The organism is Pseudomonas sp. LBUM1644, from assembly GCF_059716195.1.
The window spans coordinates 592,226-608,219 of record NZ_CP166812.1; the positions used below are offsets into that span (position 1 = coordinate 592,226).

17 protein-coding genes are annotated in these 15,994 nt (G+C 58.9%); 7 read left to right on the plus strand and 10 right to left on the minus strand.

Going from position 1 to position 15,994, the window contains the following annotated elements:
- Positions 1-275: 275 nt before the first annotated feature.
- Both ACA052_RS02670 and ACA052_RS02675 read left to right on the plus strand, forming a co-directional pair.
- A complete protein-coding gene (locus tag ACA052_RS02670) occupies positions 276-587 on the plus strand; it encodes an HdeA/HdeB family chaperone (protein ID WP_497648279.1) in 312 nt (103 codons plus the stop codon).
- Between the two features lie 1,154 nt (positions 588-1,741).
- Entirely contained in the window at positions 1,742-2,512 is a 771-nt protein-coding gene (locus ACA052_RS02675; protein ID WP_497648280.1) for an SDR family oxidoreductase, read from the plus strand.
- 94 nt (positions 2,513-2,606) lie between these two features.
- On the opposite strand, the gene ACA052_RS02680 is transcribed toward ACA052_RS02675, so the two are convergent.
- The 7 genes from ACA052_RS02680 to ACA052_RS02710 form a co-directional block, all read right to left on the minus strand.
- Entirely contained in the window at positions 2,607-3,734 is a 1,128-nt protein-coding gene (locus ACA052_RS02680; protein ID WP_497648281.1) for an AGE family epimerase/isomerase, read from the minus strand.
- Between the two features lie 165 nt (positions 3,735-3,899).
- Positions 3,900-4,472: a HupE/UreJ family protein gene (locus tag ACA052_RS02685; protein ID WP_497648282.1), complete on the minus strand. Its 573-nt coding sequence runs from the start codon at positions 4,470-4,472 to the stop codon at positions 3,900-3,902.
- A gap of 35 nt (positions 4,473-4,507) precedes the next feature.
- Complete coding sequence (gene ureG, locus ACA052_RS02690; RefSeq protein ID WP_497648283.1) at positions 4,508-5,122, minus strand: urease accessory protein UreG; 615 nt, start codon at positions 5,120-5,122, stop codon at positions 4,508-4,510.
- 37 nt (positions 5,123-5,159) lie between these two features.
- Positions 5,160-5,834 carry an urease accessory protein UreF gene (locus ACA052_RS02695; RefSeq protein ID WP_497648284.1) on the minus strand — a complete coding sequence of 225 codons (675 nt, stop codon included), beginning with the start codon at positions 5,832-5,834 and terminating at the stop codon, positions 5,160-5,162.
- The gene (gene ureE, locus ACA052_RS02700) at positions 5,831-6,331 is read right to left on the minus strand and encodes an urease accessory protein UreE (RefSeq protein ID WP_497648285.1); all 501 of its coding nucleotides are present in this window, start codon (positions 6,329-6,331) and stop codon (positions 5,831-5,833) included. Before ureE ends, ACA052_RS02695 begins: the two co-directional genes overlap by 4 nt.
- 238 nt (positions 6,332-6,569) lie before the next feature.
- On the minus strand, positions 6,570-7,202 hold the full coding sequence (locus ACA052_RS02705) for a TetR family transcriptional regulator (protein WP_497648286.1): 633 nt from the start codon (positions 7,200-7,202) through the stop codon (positions 6,570-6,572).
- Positions 7,203-7,358: 156 nt separating this feature from the next.
- The gene (locus ACA052_RS02710; RefSeq protein WP_497648287.1) at positions 7,359-7,913 is read right to left on the minus strand and encodes a hypothetical protein; all 555 of its coding nucleotides are present in this window, start codon (positions 7,911-7,913) and stop codon (positions 7,359-7,361) included.
- A 387-nt stretch (positions 7,914-8,300) separates the two neighbouring features.
- Between ACA052_RS02710 and ACA052_RS02715 the strand changes: the two genes are divergently transcribed.
- Positions 8,301-10,376, plus strand: a complete 2,076-nt coding sequence (locus ACA052_RS02715; RefSeq protein WP_497648288.1) for an AsmA family protein — start codon at positions 8,301-8,303, stop codon at positions 10,374-10,376.
- A 76-nt stretch (positions 10,377-10,452) separates the two neighbouring features.
- On the opposite strand, the gene ACA052_RS02720 is transcribed toward ACA052_RS02715, so the two are convergent.
- Positions 10,453-10,983: a ferritin-like domain-containing protein gene (locus tag ACA052_RS02720; protein WP_497648289.1), complete on the minus strand. Its 531-nt coding sequence runs from the start codon at positions 10,981-10,983 to the stop codon at positions 10,453-10,455.
- Positions 10,984-11,072: 89 nt separating this feature from the next.
- Entirely contained in the window at positions 11,073-12,017 is a 945-nt protein-coding gene (locus tag ACA052_RS02725; RefSeq protein ID WP_497648290.1) for a LysR substrate-binding domain-containing protein, read from the minus strand.
- Positions 12,018-12,131: 114 nt separating this feature from the next.
- Between ACA052_RS02725 and ACA052_RS02730 the strand changes: the two genes are divergently transcribed.
- The 3 genes from ACA052_RS02730 to ACA052_RS02740 all read left to right on the plus strand — a co-directional run bounded on the left by ACA052_RS02730 (position 12,132) and on the right by ACA052_RS02740 (position 14,075).
- A complete protein-coding gene (locus tag ACA052_RS02730) occupies positions 12,132-12,770 on the plus strand; it encodes an FMN-dependent NADH-azoreductase (protein WP_497648291.1) in 639 nt (212 codons plus the stop codon).
- Positions 12,771-13,076: a DMT family transporter gene (locus ACA052_RS02735; protein WP_497648292.1), complete on the plus strand. Its 306-nt coding sequence runs from the start codon at positions 12,771-12,773 to the stop codon at positions 13,074-13,076. It begins immediately after the preceding gene.
- 108 nt (positions 13,077-13,184) lie between these two features.
- Positions 13,185-14,075 (plus strand): alpha/beta fold hydrolase, encoded by an 891-nt coding sequence (locus ACA052_RS02740; protein ID WP_497648293.1) that lies wholly within the window; start codon positions 13,185-13,187, stop codon positions 14,073-14,075.
- Positions 14,076-14,160: 85 nt separating this feature from the next.
- Here the strand turns inward: ACA052_RS02740 and ACA052_RS02745 are convergent, their stop codons facing one another.
- The gene (locus tag ACA052_RS02745) at positions 14,161-15,048 is read right to left on the minus strand and encodes a DMT family transporter (protein WP_497648294.1); all 888 of its coding nucleotides are present in this window, start codon (positions 15,046-15,048) and stop codon (positions 14,161-14,163) included.
- A 96-nt stretch (positions 15,049-15,144) separates the two neighbouring features.
- Between ACA052_RS02745 and ACA052_RS02750 the strand changes: the two genes are divergently transcribed.
- On the plus strand, positions 15,145-15,939 hold the full coding sequence (locus ACA052_RS02750; RefSeq protein ID WP_497648295.1) for an AraC family transcriptional regulator: 795 nt from the start codon (positions 15,145-15,147) through the stop codon (positions 15,937-15,939).
- The last annotated feature ends 55 nt before the right edge of the window (positions 15,940-15,994 follow it).

The window sequence follows — 15,994 nt, forward strand, 5'->3', positions numbered from 1 at the left end:
AACCAACTTCAAGTTTGGCGATATATTAATGACGAAAGTTAAGGAGTGTTGTGTGTGTCACCAAAATCCAGAGTTGATTAACGAGTGTATTAGGGCTGTTGGGTTGTTCTGATTAAGAGTGCAACTGGTAATAATAAATATTGACACTCAGCCAAAGCGTCTATACTCAAGCGGAATTTGCTTGTGGTACGGCTAAATATTTTTAGCGCAAATCAATGCACAATTTTACCTCCTTAGTTGAAGAGGTATTATCCAAGTCTGTGGAGATAGCTAAAATGACTCATAAAGTCTTTTGCAAAATGGCCCTGGCTAGCTTGATGCTCTCGTCCGTCACCGGTGTTTATGCGGCAACCAAGCCCGACGATATGACGTGTCAGCAATTCCTCGATATGACCCCGGAAGCTACTTCCCCTGTCGTACTTTGGGTTGCGACCGACGATAAAGTAAATGCGGAAGGTGATTCTTTCGATAAAACAACAGTTGATGCAATGGTTGTCCCTAAAGTTGTAGAGTTGTGCAAGAAAAATCCCCAGAAAAAAGTGTCTAGTTTTAAACAGGAAATTGTAGGTTTTTTTAAAAAAATGTAATTACAAACTTTAACGCTTGTCGGCATTTCTAATGCCGGCGAGCGTTATATCGAGTTTATTAATATTCGATTTAGAACATAGAGAGTCAAACTACCTATTCCTCGGGTTGAGCAGTATTTGCCGATTCTTAGGCAACGATTGCTGGCGGGCGAATAGACCACCGCAAGGTGTGCTCGCCGTCCACATTCCGGGAGTGAGCGGACAGCGGATATAGAGACATTCACCACCCTCTCAAGTGAGAGAGAGCCTTGGTTGGGTTTGCTGTGGGTCATTGAAAAGCAGGCGACTGACAACCCGAGATCGTGAGCAGGTTCGCTTTCCACGACGCATTCCTGAAATTGTGGAAAACAATATTCGCAAGCTGCCAAAGCGCGACATAAAGCCGCTGCAAATAGTTGTTTTATCACGGTTTTGACTTGTCCCCGTTTGCTGTGGAGCTGGCTGTGAATAACGTGGGAGTAGCTGGCTGGACGCCGTTGATTCCGTGGCCTGTAGAGATATGGTTGTTTTTTGATCAGGCGTTTTTGAGCGGCCGTGAGGTGGTTTTGTCAACTTGTTTGTTGGCGGTAAAAACGCAATCAAAAGAACGCCGCCAGCCTGTGGATAAGTCTGTGGTTAAACTCTGGAAAGACTCGGCTGAAGGCCGTAGTTACTGGCTTGGCGCCATCGCCTGTTTGACTGCTGAATCGTGCAAACTGCCTTGGGCTACACAGTCGATAAACGAGGGTCAAGCGAAAAAATTTCGAAACGCCCCGCAAAGCCTTATACACAGCGGGTTTGAGCTTTTGCACTTGCCCCCGAAATGTGTGGATGGGCCTGTGGATAAGGTGCGTGCACATGGCTGCAAGCCACGGGGAATAAGGTGTGCCGCAGTGTGGTCGTTTTTTGTACAGCGACGGACTTGTAGCAGCTGCCGAAGGCTGCGTCCGGCTGCGAAGCAGTCGTCATCCAGTCGACTCCATTTCAAATTCAAAACCGCATGCTCCGATTTTACGACTGCTTCGCAGCCGGACGCAGCCTTCGGCAGCTGCTACAGGTGAGTATTGTTTGCTCAAGATGCGGTGCGCCAGTTGCCGGTATCAGCCGGGCCGGGCATGCTGCCAGCTGATTTTCTATTCCAATGGCTGCCGATCAGCCGAAGCAAGGAGAACACGATGTCCGACACCCTGTTTATTACCGGTGCAACCTCCGGTTTTGGTGAAGCCTGTGCCCGCCGTTTTGCCGAGGCCGGCTGGAAACTGGTGCTGACTGGCCGTCGTGAAGAGCGCCTCAATGCCCTGTGCGCCGAGTTGTCCAAGCAGACCGAGGTCCATGGCCTGGTGCTCGATGTGCGTGACCGCAAGGCGATGGAGGAGGCGATTGCCAACCTGCCACCGTCGTTCGCCAAGCTTCGCGGGTTGATCAACAACGCCGGCCTGGCGCTGGGCGTTGATCCTGCACCCAAGTGCAATCTGGACGATTGGGACACGATGGTCGATACCAACATCAAAGGCCTGATGTACAGCACTCGCCTGCTGTTGCCGCGCCTGATCGCCCACGGTCGTGGTGCCGGCATCGTCAATCTGGGCTCTATCGCCGGCAATTACCCGTACCCGGGCAGCCATGTGTATGGCGCGAGCAAAGCATTCGTCAAACAGTTCTCGCTGAACCTGCGCTGCGACCTGCAAGGCACCGGCGTGCGCGTCAGCAACATCGAGCCCGGCCTATGTGAAAGCGAGTTCTCGCTGGTGCGTTTCGCCGGTGACCAGGAGCGTTACAACGCGACCTACGCCGGTGCCGAGCCGATCCAGCCGCAAGACATTGCCGACACCATTTTCTGGGTCCTCAACGCGCCGGCGCACATCAACATCAACAGTTTGGAGTTGATGCCGGTGAGCCAGACGTGGAGTGGGTTTGCGATTGAGCGTAATGGTGGCAAGGCTTAAAACCGGGTAACGGCCATTCGCGAGCAAGCCCGCTCCCACAGGTTCAGCGTGATCCATTGTGGGAGCGGGCTTGCTCGCGAAGGCGGTCGATCAGTCAGCGGAAATAGTCGGCCAAACCGCGATAGCAGGTCGCCAAGTGATAAGGCGTAGTCGAAGGCATGTCCTGGCGGCTCACTTGCCCCTCATCATCGCGACACTCATACCAGCCGCGTGCATGCAGAGAACGCTGTTGCAAGGCCTGCAACTGGCGCAGCACCTCAGCATCGCTGCCCGGGCGCAGGGTCAATGCGCGAAGGTATTCCGCCTGAGCCCAGATGCGTTGGGTGCCGTCTTTCGAATGCCCGTCCAAAGAGAGCATCGCACGCACGGCGCCGGTCTGTTGATCGACGCCCAACTGCTCGGTGTACGAAAACGCGCGCTCCAGCGACGCATGCAATGGCGACCCGCGCAGCAACGGCGAAGATTCCAGCAGGAAATACCATTCGAACTGATGGCCCGGTTCAAACCAGTTATCCACAGCCCCCAGCGGTTTCTCCATCAGCACGCCTTGTTGCGGGTCGACGAAATGCTTGTGCATGGCGCTGCATAACTCAATGAGCGAACGCTGCACGGCAATGTCTTCACGCACCGCAAGGGTCGCGAGAAATGCCTCGGCCAGGTGCATCAGGGGATTTTGCAGCGGTCCGGTGTTCAACGATGACCAGTCACGGTCGAGGTTGGCTTCGTACAGGCCGTCGCCTGTGGCGAAACGCTGAGCTATCACTTCCAGCGCGGCGTTGAGTACCGATTCCACCCGTGGTTCGCGGACTTTGTCCCAGTAATGGGCGCAGGCGAACAGGATGAACGCGTGGGTGTAGAGGTCTTTGCGCTGATCCTGCGGCGCGCCCTGCGGGTCGATGCTGTAGAACCAGCCACCCTGTTCGGCGTCATGGAAATGTTGCTGCAGGGAATGGAACAGCGCCGCCGCGCGTACTTCGGCCGCCGGTACTTCGCCAATCAGGCTGGAAAACAGATACAACTGCCGCGCACAGGCCATGGCCCGATAGCGTTGCGGGGGCAACGGCTGATGTCCGGCGTCCAGCGCTTCATAGGGCAGCGCCATCTCGGCATTCCAGCCGGGACCTTGCCAGAGCGGCACGATCACGTTCAGGAAATGCTGTTGTACCGAGGCAAACAGCGCGGTCAATTCTGGCTGGGAGATGGAACGGGAAACAGGCGGCATTGGCTGGCGTCGTCACGGCAGGGGCGATTGCGCGACATGTTATCAGGCCTGAGAGATGTGGTGTCTTTCAGGCCGCCTTCGCGAGCAAGCCCGCTCCCACATTAGACCGCGATCAAATGTGGGAGCGGGCTTGCTCGCGAAGAGGCCATCACTGGCAATAAACAATCAACCCGCCAACAACCACACCCCAGTCGCCGCCGAAGCAGCCCCCGCCAGTCGAACCAGTGGCGCCGCGGCCTGAGGCAGCACGCGCACCAGCGCATAACCCGCTGCATGCAACACCGCCGTCGCCGCCACAAAACCGGCCGCATACGCCCAAGGGCTCGACATATCCGGCAGTTCCAAACCATGTGCCACACCATGAAACAGCGCAAACACCGCCGTGGCACCCATCGCCAGACTCAACGGCGGACGCACCGCTAACGCGACGGCCAAACCCAAAGCCAATACAGACGCCGCAATCCCGCCTTCCAGTGCCGGCAGGTTCAACCCTTCAAAACCCAACAACCCACCAATCAGCATCGTGCCGACGAACGTGCAGGGCAGGGCCCAGCGCGCCGCGCCTTTCTGCTGCGCGGCCCACAGGCCTACGGCAACCATCGCCAGCAAGTGGTCGAGGCCGCCAAGCGGGTGGCTGATGCCGGCGATCAAGCCGTTGTCGCCATGGCCCGGGTGGGCAAAGGCGATGGCCGGGGTCAGCAGCAGGGCCATGGCGCCCAGAATGCGTTTAAGTGTCATGGACAAGCTTCCTTGTTGATAAAAATTGATCGATATCAGGCCGCCGTCAGCAGACCCTGGCGCTCGATGAAGGCGATTATTGCTTCCAGTCCCAGCCCGGTCTTCTGGTTGCTGAAGACAAACGGTTTGCCGTTGCGCATGCGTTGGGTGTCGCTGTCCATCAGCGAAAGCGATGCACCCACCAGCGGCGCCAGGTCGACTTTGTTGATCACCAGCAAGTCGGATTTGCAGATGCCGGGGCCACCCTTGCGCGGCAGCTTGTCGCCGGCCGACACGTCAATCACGTAGATGGTCAGGTCGGACAGTTCCGGGCTGAAGGTCGCGGACAGGTTGTCGCCGCCGGACTCCACCAGAATCAGGTCCAGTCCCGGAAAGCGCCGGTTCAGTTGGTCCACGGCTTCGAGGTTGATCGAGGCGTCTTCACGGATCGCGGTGTGCGGGCAGCCGCCGGTTTCGACGCCGATGATCCGCTCCGGCGCCAGCGCTTCGTTGCGCACCAGAAAATCGGCGTCTTCGCGGGTGTAGATGTCGTTGGTCACGACGGCCAGGTTGTACCGGTCACGCAGTGCCAGGCACAGGGCCAGCGTCAACGCGGTTTTACCGGAACCGACCGGGCCGCCGATGCCGACGCGCAGAGGTTGTGTGTTCATGTGTTTCTCCAAAATAACAGGCCCAAAATAACAGGCCCTAGGAACGGAACAGGCGGCTGTATTGGCGCTCATGGGCCATGCACGCCAGGGACAGGCCGAACGCGGCGCTGCCGTAGTGTTCGGGGTTGATTCGGGTGGCGTTCTGCTGGGCTTCCTGCAGCAACGGCAGCAATTGACTGGTGAGTCGTTGCGCGGCTTGCTGGCCCAGTGGCAAGGTTTTCATCAGCACCGCCAATTGGTTCTCCAGCCAGCTCCATAGCCACGCCGCCAAGGCGTCTTGCGGGCAGATATTCCAGGCACGAGCGGCTAACGCCCAACCGAGGGCCAGGTGTGGTTCGCAGCGTTGCTCAAGAAAGCCGCGGGCCGACGCATCGAGTTCCGGTAAACCGTTAAGCAGCTGCTGCAAGGAGTACCCCATCTGCCGGCTCTCCTGATGCAGCTCGCGGGTTTCCCGACTGGCGCGGTGTTCTTCGCAGCGTTGCAGCAACTCGCCCCAGTTTTCATCGACGGCGGCCACGCAATGGGCCAGAAGCAGCGGTGCTTCGAAACGTGCGAGATTCAGCAGCAACTGATCGCTGATCCAGCGTCGCGCACTGCCGGCATCATTCACGCGGCCGTTATCCACCGCCATTTCCAAACCCTGGGAATAGCTGTAGCCGCCAATCGGCAATTGCGGACTGGCCAGACGCAGCAGCGCCCAGGCCGGGTTCATAAGCGAACGCCGAACTGGTGCAGTTTCGGTGGGTAGTTGAAATCTTCGTCGCCGTGGCGTGAATGGTGATGCCCGCCGCCGTAGGCGCCATGCTCCGGCTGGAACGGGGCTTCGATGTTCTCGACCTTGGCATCCAGCTGTTCGAGCATGGCCTTGAGCACGTAATCGTCGAGCAGGCGCAACCAGCCATCGCCGACTTGCAAGGCGACGTGGCGATTGCCCAAGTGATACGCCGCGCGGGTCAGTTCGAACGCGTTGGCGCAAGTTACATGCAGCAATTGTTCAGGGCGGGCGCAGACGCGGACCACGCGCCCGTCCTCGGCTTGCAGGTATTCGCCGTCATGCAGCGGCGGCTGACCGCGCTCCAAAAACAATCCGACGTCTTCACCCTCGGCACTGAAACAGCGCAAACGGCTTTTGCTCCGCGCTTCGAAGGTCAGGTGCAGCTCGGCGGCCCAGACGGGTTGAGGGTCGATTCTGCGATGAATCACCAGCATCGGAAAGCTTCCAGGAATGGACAATAGTCAGGCTAGAGCAAGGGGCTTGCCAATCGGGTGAAGCGTAGGAAATGGCTGTCGGATGCGTAGGGCGAGGGGTTTTTTTGGGTGATGTTGGTGCGGCTTTATTTTGCATGCACCAAATTGCGGCGCACTAAAAAGATCGCAGCCTGCGGCAGCTCCTACATGGATCGCGTTTCCCTGTAGGAGCTGCCGCAGGCTGCGATCTTTTCAGGCGTCACTCAGTACTGCCCAGACCCTGCCAATGTTTGAGGCCAATAAAGATAAACCGCAACTGCTGGGTAATCTTTGCCTGCGGCGTCAAATGCTCAGGCAATGCCTCGGCTGGCGGATCAATAATGTCCGGCAAGGTTGCAAACACACTTTTAACAATCAGGTCAGCCATGACGCTCAAGCCAGCTATGTCCAGGTGTTGCAACTTCGGCATCAACGACAAGTCGGCGGCAAGGTCCGAGCTGATGTCCTCGCGCAAGCGCCCAATGGCCTGGCGCACCGGCTGCGAGCCGCCGTACTGCTCGCGAGCCAGAAACAGGAACTGCGATCGTTTGGCCGAGACCACGTCGAGAAAGATCCGCACCGAGGCATCAATGATGCCGCCCATGACGAATTCATTGTGGCGCACCAGGCGAATGGTTTCGCGGAAGGTTTGCCCGACTTCGCTCACCAGCACCAGGCCCAGTTCATCCATGTCGGCGAAATGCCGGTAGAAACCGGTCGGTACGATCCCGGCGGTTTTCGCCACTTCGCGCAGGCTGAGGCTGCCAAATCCACGGCCGCATTCCATCAGGTGGCGGGCAGCGTCCATCAAGGCGTTGCGGGTTTGTTGTTTCTGTTCGGCGCGGGGCAGCATCGCAGGGTAATTTCTGGACAGGACAGCGGCGCACTCTAGCAAATAGGCTTTGCTGGCGTCGAACGACTATAGGGGGGATGAGGCGAGGGAGTGCAGCTTCCAGACAGTCAAAAGCCCAATCCGGGGATTGGGCTTTTTTTCAGGGCCGTCATGGCCTTAGCTCAAAGCGCTGTTACGTTCGATTACACGGTCACCACCACTTTCCGCCAGGGTTTGACCTTGTGGAGTGCGGTCGGAACCGTCAGCAGCCAGGGTTTGACCTTGTGGAGTGCGATCGGAACCGTCAGCAGCCAGGGTTTGACCTTGTGGAGTGCGATCGGAACCGTCAGCGGCGAGGGTTTGACCTTGTGGAGTGCGATCGGAACCGTCAGCAGCCAGGGTTTGACCTTGTGGGGTGCGATCGGAACCGTCAGCGGCCAGGGTTTGACCTTGTGGGGTGCGGTCGGAACCGTCAGCAGCCAGGGTTTGACCTTGTGGGGTACGGTCGGAGCCGTCTTGGGTGATCAGGCCTTTTTCTTTCAGGCGATCGTTACCACCTTCAGCCAGGGTTTGACCTTGTGGAGTACGTTCCGAGCCATCAGCGGCGACGGTTTGGCTGAACACCGAGTGGGTCGATTTCACTTGTGGGGTTGCCTGATCTGCAGCTGGCAAAGCAAAAGCGGTGCTGGCTAGCAGGGAGAGGGTAAGACTAAGCAGTAATTGGCGTTTCATGATTGGGTGCTCCGTAGGAGGGCGATAAAGTGGGTACGAGGGCAATGCTACTCTCGATAAGTCGATATAAAAGTTCATAAACACAATGGTAATAATCAACGGAATTGATTGTTCCGTGCGAAGGCTCTAGAACGGGGCTTTGCGGCGAACGCTTTCGCACTGAAGTGGGTATTTTCGACTCACTCGTGCCGCGCAAAAGTGCGGGGGCGGTAACGCCGGATTTCGAGAGCAGGGTGTCCCCGACCGATTATTTGAACGTTAAGCGGTATTTGGGTTAAACCTGCGCCCGGTTTTTCAGTCCTAGACTCCATTGCCGGCCGGTTCTGGCCTAACGTTTCACACGTGCGTCGCAGTCAGGGCGCCAAGTCGTATCAGGAGCCCTGTGCAATGACGCGCACTCGTAAAATTGTTGCCTGGACCCTCGCCAGCCTTGTTGTCCTGCTGGCGGTATTGGTTCTGATCATCGTGTTCTTCGATTGGAACCGGATCAAACCACCCCTCAATGCCAAAGTGTCCGAAGAGTTGCACCGCCCGTTCGCCATCAACGGCAACCTCGCGGTGGTCTGGCAGCGTGAACCCGACGAGGGCGGCTGGCGTGCCTGGGTGCCGTGGCCGCATGTCGTGGCTGAAGATTTGCGCCTGGGCAACCCGGATTGGTCCAAACAACCGCAGATGGTCACTCTCAAACGCGTGGAGCTGCGCATCTCGCCCCTGGCCTTGCTGGCGCAGCGCGTGGTGATCCCGCGTATCGACCTCACCGAACCCAACGCCGACCTGCAACGTCTGGCGGATGGCCGCGCCAACTGGACCTTCAAGTTCGACCCCAAGGACCCGAACGCCGAACCTTCGAGCTGGGTGGTGGATATCGGTGCGATCGGCTTTGATAAGGGCCACGTCACCCTCGATGATCAGACTTTGAAGACTCAGCTCGATGTGCTCATCGACCCGCTGGGCAAGCCGATTCCATTCAGTGAGATCGTGGGCGACAAATTGGCGAAAACCGCACTGGAAAAGGGTGCTGCGCCTCAGGACTATGCGTTTGCGCTGAAGGTCAAAGGCCAGTACCACGCGCAGAAACTCGCGGGCGAGGGCAAGATTGGCGGTTTGTTGGCCCTGCAGGACTCGGCCAAGCCGTTTCCGCTTCAGGCTCAGGTGAAGATCGCCGACACCAGCGTCGAACTGGCCGGCACCCTGACCGATCCCCTGAACCTCGGCGCTTTGGACTTGCGGTTGAAACTGGCCGGTACCAGCCTCGGCAATCTCTACCCGCTGACCGGCGTAACCCTGCCGGATTCCCCGCCTTACGCCACGGACGGTCACTTGGTGGCCAAGCTGCACGAGGCGGATGGCGCGGTGTTCCGTTATGAAGAGTTCAACGGCAAGATCGGCCAGAGTGACATCCATGGCAGCCTGGCCTACGTCGCCAGCCAGCCTCGGCCGAAACTCAGCGGTGCGCTGGTTTCCAATCAATTGCTGTTTGCCGACCTGGCGCCGCTGATCGGTGCCGACTCGAACGCCAAGCAAAAGGCCCGTGGCGGCGAAAGCAAACAGCCGGCAGACAAGGTGTTGCCGGTCGAGGAATTTAAAACCGAGCGCTGGCGCGATATGGACGCCGACATCGAGTTCACCGGCAAGCGCATCGTCCACAGCGAAAAACTGCCCTTTACCGACCTTTATACCCATGTGGTGCTTACCGATGGCGTACTCAGCCTCGAACCCCTGCGTTTTGGCGTGGCCGGGGGCAAGCTGGATGCGCAGATTCGCCTGAACGGTCACACCGATCCGTTGGAAGGCAAAGCCAGGCTCACCGCACGCGGCTTCAAGCTCAAGCAGTTGTTCCCGACCTTTGAGCCGATGAAAACCAGTTTCGGTGAGCTCAATGGCGATGCTGACATCAGCGGTCGCGGCAATTCGGTGGCCAAGTTGCTGGGCAGTGCCAATGGCAATCTGAAGATGCTGATCAACGACGGTGCCATCAGCCGCGAGTTGATGGAGCTGGCCGGGCTTAACGTCGGTAACTATGTGGTCGGCAGGATCTTTGGCGACAAGGAAGTGAAGATCAATTGTGCGGCCGCCGACTTCGACATCAAGTCGGGGCTGGCGACCACACGCCTGTTCGTCTTCGATACCGAGAACGCAATCATCTATATCGATGGCACCGCGAACATGGCCACCGAGCAGCTGGACCTGACGGTTACGCCGGAGTCCAAAGGCTGGCGGCTGATCTCGTTGCGTTCGCCGTTGTATGTGCGGGGCAAATTCATCAAGCCCGATGCCGGGGTGAAAACTGTGCCATTGATCTTGCGTGGAGCGGGGATGGTCGCATTGGGCGTGATTGCGGCGCCGGCGGCCGGGTTGCTGGCGCTGGTGGCGCCGAGTGGGGGCGAGCCGAATCAGTGTGCGCCGTTGCTGGAGCAGATGAAGGCGGGGAAGGCACCGGTGACCGTCAAGCCCACCCGGTAGATCAAAAGATCGCAGCCTGCGGCAGCTCCTACAGGGATATGCGTTCCCTGTAGGAGCTGCCGCAGGCTGCGATCTTTTAAAGGTCTTTCAGAATATCGGCCATGTCATCCGCATGCTCTTCTTCCTGGGCCAGGATGTCTTCGAAGATGCGGCGGGTGGTCGGGTCTTTCTCGCCGATGTACTGAATGATCTCGCGGTAACTGTCGATGGCGATGCGCTCAGCGACCAGGTCCTCATAGACCATTTCCTTGAGGTCTTTGCCGGCCACGTATTGGGCGTGGGAGTTTTTCGACAGCAGGTCAGGGTTGAATTCCGGCTCACCGCCCAACTGCACGATGCGCTCGGCCAGTCGGTCGGCATGCTCGGCCTCCTGGTTAGCATGTTCGAGGAATTCGTCGGCGGCGACGTGGGCTTTCAGGCCGTTGGCCATGAAGTAGTGGCGTTTATAGCGCAACACGCAGACCAGTTCGGTGGCCAGCGATTCGTTGAGCAGACGCAGCACTTCGTCGAGGTCGGCGCTGTAGCTTTCGGTCACCGCGCCATTCTCGACGTTCTGGCGGGCACGTGCGCGAAGGGTCGTTACATCAGACAAATGCATGTCGCTCATCTCGTTCTCCTGGAGGCTAATCCGGTTGGCGTCACCCTCTGTAGAAGTGATCGCTACGTAAGTTGTGAGTGATGAGTACGACGAAAAGTTTAAGTAATTTGCCGTTCCCCTGTAGGAGCTGCCGCAGGCTGCGATCTTGGCAATAGCCCCGACAACGCCGCTTCCTCCTGCAACCACGCAAAAAACGCCCGCACGGGTGGATGTCGCTCGCGTCCTGGCACGCAAAGGGCTGCGTACCCGGCCCCATCGACCTGGACATCGCTCCGGTAAGCCACGAGCAAACCACTGGCCACGCTCTCGGACACCAGGATATTGCTCGCCAGCACCAGCCCTTGTCCGGCGATGGCCGCTTGCAGGGCGTAATGCTCTTCGTCGTATTCACGAACCAAAGGTTGTCCCGCCAGCCAGGGCTCACCGGACTGCGCACACCAAGATTCCCAGCCGTGGGCGTACAACTTGGAGTTGTGCCAGTTCACGCTAATCAGCGTCGGCGGATGACGGGTCGCCTGGGCAACTTGCGCGGGCGAGCCATAAACGCCAAACGATTCATCAAACAGGCACCGTCCATAAAGGTGTGGATAGTCATCGAGGCTGTAGCGCACCACCAGGTCAACACTGGCGTCCTGAAGCAAATCGATCACTTCGCAGTGGGTATCCAGTCGCAGGCTGATGTTTGGGTGCCGGGCGTAGAAACGCCCCAGCCGAGGGACCAGCCAGAGGGCGGCGAACGCCGCGGTGGTGGAAATCGTCAGGCTTGAGCCACTGCGTTGCGGGCGCAAGGTATCGACGCTTTGCGCCACGTCGAGCAAGGCGCCATGCAGGCTGTGGAACAACCGTTCGCCACACTCGGTAAGGCGCACCCGCCGTGGCAACCGCTCGAACAGCGGCACACCCAGCCAGCTTTCCAGTGAGCGAATCTGATGGGACACCGCCGTCGGCGTCACCGACAGTTCCTCGGCGGCAGCCTTGAAACTCAGCAGGCGCGAGGCGGATTCGAATGCGCGCAAGGCCGTCAGCGGTAGCGAGGCAAACATTGAAACTCCATGGATGAAATGGATTCATCCTGACTGATTTTTGCTCATTTGAAGGGAGGCACATGTGGGCTTCAATCTGCAAGCAGGTTGAGTTTAGTCCTTGAGGAGAATCAGATGAGTAGAATTCTTGCAGTTCATGCCAGTCCACGGGGCGAGCGTTCGCACTCCCGGCGTCTGGCAGAGGTGTTTTTATCGGCCTGGCAGGCCCGTCATCCACAGTCGCAGCTGACCCGCCGTGAAGTCGGGCGGGCGCTGATCCCGCCGGTCAACGAGGCGTTCGTTGCTGCAGCGTTTTACCCTGAGCCCGAAGCGCGGCCGCTGTCGATGCAGGCCGACCTGGCCTTCAGCGATGAACTGGTCGGCGAATTGCTCGGCCACGAGTTGCTGGTGATTTCCACGCCGATGCATAACTTCAGCGTGCCCAGCGGGCTCAAGGCCTGGATCGATCAGATTGTGCGCGTTGGGATGACGTTCAATCACACGCTGGATAACGGTGTAGCCCAGTACGAGCCGCTGGTGCGCGGCAAAAAGGCGTTGATCGTCACCAGTCGCGGCGGTTTCGGTTTCGGACCGGGTGGTGAGCTGGAGGCCTTGAACCATGCTGATCCGTTGCTGCGAACGGCGTTGGGCTTCATCGGCATCACCGACGTCACTGTGGTGGCCGCCGAGGGCGAAGAGTCTACCGACCGCACCTTTGAGGTCTCCGCCGCCGAGGCCGAGCAGCGTTTGTTGACGCTGGCCAAGGAGTTCTAGATGGCCTGGCTGTTTTTGCTGATCGCCGCCGCGTTCGAAGTCACGTTCGCCATGGGCATGAAGTACGCCGAAGGCTTCACACGGCTCTGGCCCTCGCTGATCACCATCGTGGCGGCTGTAGGCGGAATCTATTTCCTGACCCTGGCCATGCGCGAATTGCCAGTCAGCATCGCCTATCCGATCTGGACGGCGATCGGCTCGCTGGGCACGGTGTTTCTCGGGTTTGCGCTGCTGGGGGAGAGCCTGACGGCCATTAAACTGGTGTCGGTCGGGCTGATCGTGGCGGGGGTGGTGGGGTTGAAGTAGGGCGGTTGTCATAGACTGGTCGTGGAGTTGTCATCTTTGCTGGGGATGCTTGGCTGATGTCTTGCCTTGCGCCTTGCTTCACCTCATCGATCACAAGGATGTTCGCCCATGTTGCAAGGTTCCGCCACGCGTTACCCCCTGGTGCTGGTCCCGGGAATGCTCGGGTTTATTCGTCTGGTGCTCTATCCGTACTGGTACGGGATCGTTGCGGCGTTGCGCCGAGGTGGTGCGACGGTGATTGCGGTGCAGGTCTCGCCGCTCAACTCCTGTGAAGTGCGCGGCGAGCAGCTGCTGGCGCGGATCGAGGAAATCCTGCGGGAAACCGGCGCCGAAAAGGTCAATCTGATCGGCCACAGCCAGGGCGCGCTGACGGCGCGCTATGCCGCCGCCAAGCGCCCGGACCGAGTGGCCTCGGTGACGTCGGTGGCCGGGCCCAATCACGGTTCTGAACTGGCGGATTACCTGCACAAGCATTATCCGGCGCACAGCGCGAAAGGCCGGTTGCTGGCGTTTTTACTGCGGGTGATTGGCGCGTTGATGAGCCTGCTGGAAACCGGCTATCGCGGACCGAAACTGCCAGTGGATATCCACGCCTCCCATGAATCGCTGACGACGGCGGGTGTCGCGTTGTTCAACCAGCGTTATCCACAGGGCCTGCCGCACACCTGGGGCGGGCATGGGCCAGAAGAGGTTAATGGCGTGCGCTATTACTCGTGGTCCGGGACGTTGCAGCCGGGCAAGACGGATCGCGGGCGCAACCTGTTCGACGGGACGAATCGCAGTTGCCGGTTGTTTGCCAAAACCTTCGTGCGTGAAGTGGGGCATTGCGACGGGATGGTCGGGCGTTACAGTTCGCACCTGGGAACGGTCATTGGCGATGAGTATCCGCTGGATCACTTCGACATCGTCAACCAGTCGCTGGGGTTGGTGGGGAAGGGGGCGGAGCCGATCCGATTGTTTGTCGAGCATGCGGCGCGGCTGAAAGCGGCGGGTGTATAAGACCAAAAGATCGCAGCCTGCGGCAGCTCCTACAGAGGAATGCGTTCCAGATGTAGGAGCTGCCGCAGGCTGCAATCTTTTTCAATCAGGCGACGCTAACCTTACGGCCCAGCACCGTGGTCCAACGCTCTGAAAGAATCACCCCACCCAATGTCAGCATTCCGCCGACCAGGTGATACATCGCCAACTGCTCATGCAGCACCGCCGCCGCAATCACCGCGGTAATCAACGGTAGCAGGTTAAAAAACAATACCGTCCGGCTCGGCCCCAGGCGCACCACAGCCTGCATCCACGCCAGCGGCGCAAGCATCGAGGCCAACAGGCAGGCATACAGCACCAATGGAATGTTCTGCAGCGTCAGGCCGGTTTTCGGTGACAGGACAAACAGTGGAAACAGCACCACCACCGCCACCAGTACCTGCAAATACAGCAACACCAACGGCGGCAAACGTAGCTGCCACTTTTTCAGCAGCGTGCTGTAAATCGCGTAAGCCAGCGTGGCAATCAGCATCATCGCATCGCCCAGGTTCACCCCGTGCTCCAGCAAAACGCCCAAGCTGCCGGATGAAACCACCACCAATACGCCTGCAAAAGACAGCACCGCACCGGCCAACGCACCCGCGGTCAAGCGCTGGCCGAGACTGACAATCGCCATGGCCAGTGACATCAACGGCATCAACGAGAGGATGATCCCCATGTTGGTCGCCGTGGTCAGGGCCGCAGCGAAATACGCCAGGCTTTGGTAGACCGCCATACCGAGCACGCCAAGCACGAAGATCTTGCCCAGGTTCGGACGGATCAGCGCCCAGTGGGCAATCACCGGTTTGAGCATGAAGGGCGTGAACAGCAAACCGGCCAGTAGCCAGCGGTAAAAACCGATCTCGGCGGGAAAAATCGCCCCGGCCGCCATTTTGGTGATCACGGTATTGCCGGCCCAGATAAAAATGGCCAGCAAGGGATAAGCGTATTGCATCGGAAAAACCAGAACGTTAATGAGGGGCAATTATCCGCTTGTCTGTCTCAAAGCCTATACTTCGATCCAGACAATCTACCTCTGATGACGGACAGCATGACCAGTAAACACATCGACCTGCTGGATTTCAGCGAACTGCCGGCGCCGGTGTATTTCCGCTATGCCGACTTTGACACCCACGAATACGCCTCGGCCCACCGTCATCCATGGGGCACCCTCGAGTACTCGGCCAACGGCGTCTTGCACATGGAAATTGGCGACAGTCGATTCATGTCGCCACCCCAGTACGCCGTGTGGGTACCGCCGCAGATCGAGCACAGTTTCTACAGCAATCAGCCCATCAACTACCGCGCGGTCTGCCTCGCACCGTCACTGTGTCGCGACTTGCCGCCGCAGGCCTGCACCCTGGCGATCAGTGACATTCTCAAGGCGATCCTCAAGGACTTCGCCGCCCGCGACGTAAAGATTCCCGAGCACGAGGCCGACAGGCGCCTGGCCCAGGTGTTGGTGGATCAGCTGCAACAGGCGCCGGTGCATGAATGCTACCTGCCTTACGCCAGCAGCCCCGGCCTGCTCGGGATTCTCGAAGCCTTGCAAGCCGAGCCCGGGGATAACCGGCCTCTGGCGGAGTGGGCCGAACAGATCCATGTCAGCGAACGGACCCTGGCGCGGCAGTTCGTGCGCGAACTGGGCATGAGTTTCGGCGAGTGGCGCCAGCGCTTGCGCTTCCTGGCGGCAATCGAGGCGCTGGACAGCCACCGCAGCATTCAGGACATCGCCTTCGATATGGGCTACAGCACGGGCTCGGCGTTTATCGCCATGTTCCAGCGCCAGGCCGGGTGTACGCCGGAGCAGTATCGACGCAGCCATCTCGAGAGCAGGAAGGTGTAACAGGCTTTGTCTACACTGCAGAACGAGGCCGTGCCCCTCGGTGCGGCAACAAGGA

Coding starts and splice junctions, on each gene's coding strand:
- ureE (WP_497648285.1), bottom strand. CDS start 6,331: ATGCTGGTGATTCATCGCAGAATCGACCCTCAACCCGTCTGGGCCGCC.
- ACA052_RS02750 (WP_497648295.1), top strand. CDS start 15,145: ATGACCAGTAAACACATCGACCTGCTGGATTTCAGCGAACTGCCGGCG.
- ACA052_RS02680 (WP_497648281.1), bottom strand. CDS start 3,734: ATGCCGCCTGTTTCCCGTTCCATCTCCCAGCCAGAATTGACCGCGCTG.
- ACA052_RS02735 (WP_497648292.1), top strand. CDS start 12,771: ATGGCCTGGCTGTTTTTGCTGATCGCCGCCGCGTTCGAAGTCACGTTC.
- ACA052_RS02670 (WP_497648279.1), top strand. CDS start 276: ATGACTCATAAAGTCTTTTGCAAAATGGCCCTGGCTAGCTTGATGCTC.
- ACA052_RS02685 (WP_497648282.1), bottom strand. CDS start 4,472: ATGACACTTAAACGCATTCTGGGCGCCATGGCCCTGCTGCTGACCCCG.
- ACA052_RS02675 (WP_497648280.1), top strand. CDS start 1,742: ATGTCCGACACCCTGTTTATTACCGGTGCAACCTCCGGTTTTGGTGAA.
- ACA052_RS02745 (WP_497648294.1), bottom strand. CDS start 15,048: ATGCAATACGCTTATCCCTTGCTGGCCATTTTTATCTGGGCCGGCAAT.
- ACA052_RS02710 (WP_497648287.1), bottom strand. CDS start 7,913: ATGAAACGCCAATTACTGCTTAGTCTTACCCTCTCCCTGCTAGCCAGC.
- ACA052_RS02730 (WP_497648291.1), top strand. CDS start 12,132: ATGAGTAGAATTCTTGCAGTTCATGCCAGTCCACGGGGCGAGCGTTCG.
- ACA052_RS02740 (WP_497648293.1), top strand. CDS start 13,185: ATGTTGCAAGGTTCCGCCACGCGTTACCCCCTGGTGCTGGTCCCGGGA.
- ACA052_RS02725 (WP_497648290.1), bottom strand. CDS start 12,017: ATGTTTGCCTCGCTACCGCTGACGGCCTTGCGCGCATTCGAATCCGCC.
- ACA052_RS02705 (WP_497648286.1), bottom strand. CDS start 7,202: ATGCTGCCCCGCGCCGAACAGAAACAACAAACCCGCAACGCCTTGATG.
- ACA052_RS02695 (WP_497648284.1), bottom strand. CDS start 5,834: ATGAACCCGGCCTGGGCGCTGCTGCGTCTGGCCAGTCCGCAATTGCCG.
- ACA052_RS02715 (WP_497648288.1), top strand. CDS start 8,301: ATGACGCGCACTCGTAAAATTGTTGCCTGGACCCTCGCCAGCCTTGTT.
- ureG (WP_497648283.1), bottom strand. CDS start 5,122: ATGAACACACAACCTCTGCGCGTCGGCATCGGCGGCCCGGTCGGTTCC.
- ACA052_RS02720 (WP_497648289.1), bottom strand. CDS start 10,983: ATGAGCGACATGCATTTGTCTGATGTAACGACCCTTCGCGCACGTGCC.